This window comes from Microbacterium sp., assembly GCF_011620715.1.
Classification (GTDB): domain Bacteria; phylum Actinomycetota; class Actinomycetes; order Actinomycetales; family Microbacteriaceae; genus Microbacterium.
The window spans coordinates 2631-7136 of sequence record NZ_WOYP01000089.1 but is presented as its reverse complement, the minus strand read 5'-3'; the positions used below and the strand labels follow the sequence as shown (position 1 = coordinate 7136).

Genomic DNA, 4506 nt, shown 5'->3' with positions numbered 1-4506 from the left:
GCTGGCGCGTCCGGCTCAATAGTGCACAGAGACCTCGGTGCCCATCGGGGCCCACGTGTAGGCGAACGCGGCGGCGTCGACCGGCATGTTGATGCAGCCGTGGCTCATCTGGTTTCCGAAGTTGTTGTGCCAGTACGCACCGTGCAGAGCCTCGTCGCCGTTGTAGTACATGACCCACGGCACGTTCTGCGTGTAGTAGTACGGCGCCTTGGTGAGGTCGGGGTTGCCCATGTTCTGCGAGGCGAGCTTGGCCTGGATGCGGAAGTCACCCGTGCTGGAGTTGAAGCCGTCCTTGCCCGAGGAGATGTACCAGGACTGCACGACCTGCTCGTTCTCGAACAGGTAGGCGCGCTGCTCACTGAGGTTGACCTCGATGCGACGGAACAACGTCGTGATGACCGGCGCGACCTCGGTCACCGGAAGCGCGAAGGCCGCGTTGCCGGAGGAGAGCTGCGCGGCGAAGTCCGAGGCCACGGTCGAGGTGTCGCCGAGCTCGCGACCGGACATGCCGGCTGCGACTTCGCGCAGCACGTCTCCGGTCGAGTCCGTGACGACGGTGCCGTCCTCGGCCGGCCGGTTCACCAGAGGCGCCAGTCCGGCGACGGCGGGCTCGATCGCGGCCGCGTCGGCCGTGATCTCGAAGGTGCCCTCACCGGTCGGTTCGACCGAGATCCAGGATGCGGCGACGGCGCGGTCGATCGGCACGGTGCGCTCGGTGCCGACATAGAAGCCGGCGGAATCGAGCATGGTGTTCAGCGACGCGGCGCTCGCGTCGGCGGTGGCCGTCGAGGTGGTCGCGGCCACAACGGCGGGCGTCGCGTCGAGTTCGACGCGCGTGTCGCCGTCGGCGAGGGCAGCCTGCAGCGCGAGACGCACCGACTCGATGTCGACTCCGGTGCCCGGCTCGGCGGGTGTCGCGATGTAGGTCGCCGTGGCGGCATCGAAGGTGATCGTGGCGTCGACCGGGTCGGCGTACAGATCGGGTGCGGCCGCGCGCAGTGCTGCGGTCGCAGCATCCGCATCGATGCCCACCGCGGCGCTCGAGGGGTCGGCGTACCACGTGGTCGGGTTCCACATCGGGTGCTCGCTGAACGCGCGGTCGGCGAGCGCGCGCGCGTCGACGGTGGCGCCGAGCTCTGCACCGGTGATCTCGGGGTCGCCCTCGGCTCCGACGAGCACGACCGTGGTCCCGGCGAGCTGATTCTGCACGGCATCGGCGGCAGCGCCGGGGGTGAGGCCGCCGACCGGCACACCGGCGATGGAGGTTCCAGGAGCGATCAGCAGGAGCGAGGAGGTGACCAGCGCGACGACGGCGATGCCGGCCGGGATGCCGATCCACAGTGCCAGATGCCGCTTGCGCGGTGCGGGTTCGGCCGGTGCCCACGCGAGCGAAGGGGAGTTTCCGTCCCCATCGCCGGGTGCGGTGGTGCCGGGCGGGGGTGGCGCGTCGATGACCTCTGTCGGCACTTCTTCGGCGCCGGGTCTGGTGACCAGATCCGTCATGCCTTCACCCCCCGGCTGTCAACACTTCCCCCAATTGTACGGGACGCGTATGCCGAGGGAGACAACAGGTGCATCACGGATGCGGCACACGCGAGGCGCGCCGTCGATCGCCCGCCGACTTGCGCGATGAAGGTTCGTAAGGTGAACTAACAAACATGGCTGCATCGGAAGCGCAGCGAGGCTCTTCGACGATCGAGCCCACGCGCACGCACGCAACCACGAACGCTCGCACGTTCGGGTCCGGCCGTGCGCTGCGCCTGGGCGGCAAGGTCCTTCCCGAACACGTCCGAGGCCATAACCGCTCGCTCCTGCTGCAGAGCCTCTTCCACCAGGGCGCGATGAGTCGTGCCGACTTGAGCCGCGAGACCGGACTGACCCGCGTCACGATCTCGGACCTCGTCGCCGACCTCATCGCCGACGGCTTCGTCGCCGAGATGGGTGTGCGCGAAGCGTCCGGCCCCGGCAAGCCCGCGATCCTCGTCGATATCGACCGCGCCGGTCACCGCATCGTCGGCATCGACCTCTCGGGCAGCGACGCCTTCCTCGGCGCGGTGCTCACCCTGGACGGGAAGGTCGTCGCCCGCCGAGAAGTGCCCGTCGTCACCGGCGGCGATGTGGTCGGCACCGTCGTCGCCCTGGCCCGCGCCCTGGTCGGCGACGCGCACGCTCCGGTGCTCGGCATCGGCGTCGGCACCCCCGGCATCGTGGACGACCACGGCGTGATCCTGAGTGCCCCCAACCTCCGGTGCGCCGGCTTCGACCTCGAGAGCGCCCTCGAGACGGCGCTCGGTCTGCCCGTGCTCGTCGCCAACGACGCGAACGCGGCCGTCCTCGCCGAGTACACGTTCGGCGGCGCCGGCGACGACGTCCTGCTCGTCAAGGTCGGCCGCGGTGTCGGCTCAGGACTTCTCGCGTCGGGCCGGCCCATGCGCGGCGCCCACTTCGCCGCCGGTGAGATCGGACACGTCACGGTCGGAACCGACACAGGCCCGGTCTGCGTGTGCGGCAAGGTCGGCTGCCTCGAAGCCTGGCTCGCCGTGCCCGCACTCACCGCTCGCCTTGCCGCGGCATCCGACGACGACCAGCGCATCGGCATCCTGCGCGACGCGGGCGAGCGGCTCGGCATCGCGCTCGCGCCGATCGTCGGCGTGCTCGACGTGTCGGAGATCGTGCTCTCCGGCCCCCGCGAGCTTCTCGACGGACCCCTCGCGCAAGCGACCGTCGAGACCCTCCGTGCACGCACGCTCGCCGAGTTCCACGACGGCCTCCGCGTGCGGATGACGGCGCAAGGCCAGGACATCGTCCTGCGCGGAGCCGCCGTCATGGTCCTCTCCGGACAACTCGGGGTGTCCTGACAACCCGAGAGATCCACCCCTCGCCCTCAGCGCGAGCAGCGGGGTCGGCCGTGGTGCGGAAGGCCGCGGCGACCACGTGATGCCCGGGCTCGTTGGCCGCGTCGGATTCGAACGTGCCGAGAGGTTCAAGGGTCTCCGGAGCCACCACGAGCCCGATCACGAAGATCCGCGGTGCGGTCACGGTGCTGTCAAAGTGCGGTCACAGTGCGGTCACAGTGCGGTCACAGTGCGGTCACAGTGCGGTCACGGTGTGAACACCTTGCCCGGGTTGAGGATGCCGGCCGGGTCGAACACGCGCGTGATCTGCCGCTGCAGCTCCCACTGATCCTCACCCAGTTCGTCGGCGAGCCACCGCCGCTTGAGCACGCCGATACCGTGCTCGCCGGTGAGGGTGCCTCCCAGCCGCAGCGCGGCGCGGAACAGGTCGTCGGCCGCAGCCCAGATGTGGTCGGGCACCTCCGCCACGCCGCCCTCGCCGGGCGCGGCGTCGAAGATGAAGTTCGGGTGCAGGTTGCCGTCGCCCGCATGCGCGACCGTCGGGATGACGACACCGTGCTCGCGCTCGATGCGCGCGATCTCGTCGAACATCGCCGGCAATGCGCTGCGCGGAACCGAGACATCTTCGATGAGCGTCGTGCCGAGGGTCTCCATCGCCGGGTGCAGGGAGCGACGGATCGCGAGAAGGCGTTCGCCCTCTTCTTGATCGCGCGAGAGCGCCACTGTTCCGCCCGCCGCGACCAGGACCGCCGCGATCGCATCGGATTCGCCGACAGCGGCGGGGCCGTCGGTCTGGATCGTGAGCTGAGCCGCGCCCGGGATCGGCGGGTCCAGGTGCAGCAGGGCATGTACCGCGGCGAGGGATGCCGCATCCATCAGCTCCATGATCGCCGGTTGGGCGCCCGCGGCGGTGACCGCGGCGGACGCCTCGGCGGCAGTCCGCACGTCGGAGAAGGTCGCAGCGATGGTGCATACCGCTCCGGGAATGAGTCGCCGCAACTTGAGCGTCGCGCCGACGATCACGCCCAGCGTGCCCTCCGAGCCGATCACGAGCGAGGTGAGGTCGAGGCCGGTGACGCCCTTCACCGTGCGATGCCCGAGGGTGAGCATGCGCCCGTCCGCGAGGACGAGGTCGAGGCCGAGGACGGCATCGCGCACGACCCCGTACTTCGCGCACAGCAGGCCGCCGGCACCCGTGGCGATGTTGCCTCCCACCGTGGAGATGTCGCGGCTGGCCGGGTCGGGCGCCCACCACAGTCCGCGCTCGGCGAGCACCCTGTTGAGATCGCCGTTGAGGATGCCGGGCTCGACGACCGCCAGCAGATCTTCCGGCCGCACCTCCAGGATGCGGTCCATCCCGCGCATCGACAGCGCGATCTCGCCCGCACCCGCATTCGCGCCGCCGGCGAGGCCGGTGCCGGCGCCGCGGGTCACGACCGGGGTGCCGGTCGCCGTCGCGATGCGCAGAGTCTCCTGCACGTCCCGGACGGATGCCGCTCGCACGACGGCAATCGGCATGCCGGATGCCGCATGCCCCGACTTGTCGGCGCGGGCCTCACCAAGGGCGGCATCGGTCGTCTCGACGCGATCACCCAGCGCCGCGCGCAGGAGCGCGAGGACCTCTTCGGGTTCGCTCACGCGAATCGGCGGC

3 protein-coding genes are annotated in these 4506 nt (G+C 70.5%); 1 reads left to right on the top strand and 2 read right to left on the bottom strand.

From position 1 onward, the window contains the following. Positions 1–15 precede the first annotated feature (15 nt). On the bottom strand, positions 16–1503 hold the full coding sequence (locus QZV84_RS09375; RefSeq protein WP_292828743.1) for a L,D-transpeptidase family protein: 1488 nt from the start codon (positions 1501–1503) through the stop codon (positions 16–18). 155 nt (positions 1504–1658) lie between these two features. Between QZV84_RS09375 and QZV84_RS09370 the strand changes: the two genes are divergently transcribed. After that, positions 1659–2858 carry an ROK family transcriptional regulator gene (locus QZV84_RS09370; protein WP_292828740.1) on the top strand — a complete coding sequence of 400 codons (1200 nt, stop codon included), beginning with the start codon at positions 1659–1661 and terminating at the stop codon, positions 2856–2858. A 243-nt stretch (positions 2859–3101) separates the two neighbouring features. Here the strand turns inward: QZV84_RS09370 and QZV84_RS09365 are convergent, their stop codons facing one another. Continuing rightward, entirely contained in the window at positions 3102–4493 is a 1392-nt protein-coding gene (locus QZV84_RS09365) for an FAD-linked oxidase C-terminal domain-containing protein (RefSeq protein WP_292828746.1), read from the bottom strand. Positions 4494–4506 lie beyond the last annotated feature (13 nt).

What these genes read in the sequence shown, in the direction of transcription:
- QZV84_RS09375 (WP_292828743.1), bottom strand. Translation starts at nt 1,503, where the DNA reads ATGACGGATCTGGTCACCAGACCCGGCGCCGAAGAAGTGCCGACAGAG.
- QZV84_RS09370 (WP_292828740.1), top strand. Translation starts at nt 1,659, where the DNA reads ATGGCTGCATCGGAAGCGCAGCGAGGCTCTTCGACGATCGAGCCCACG.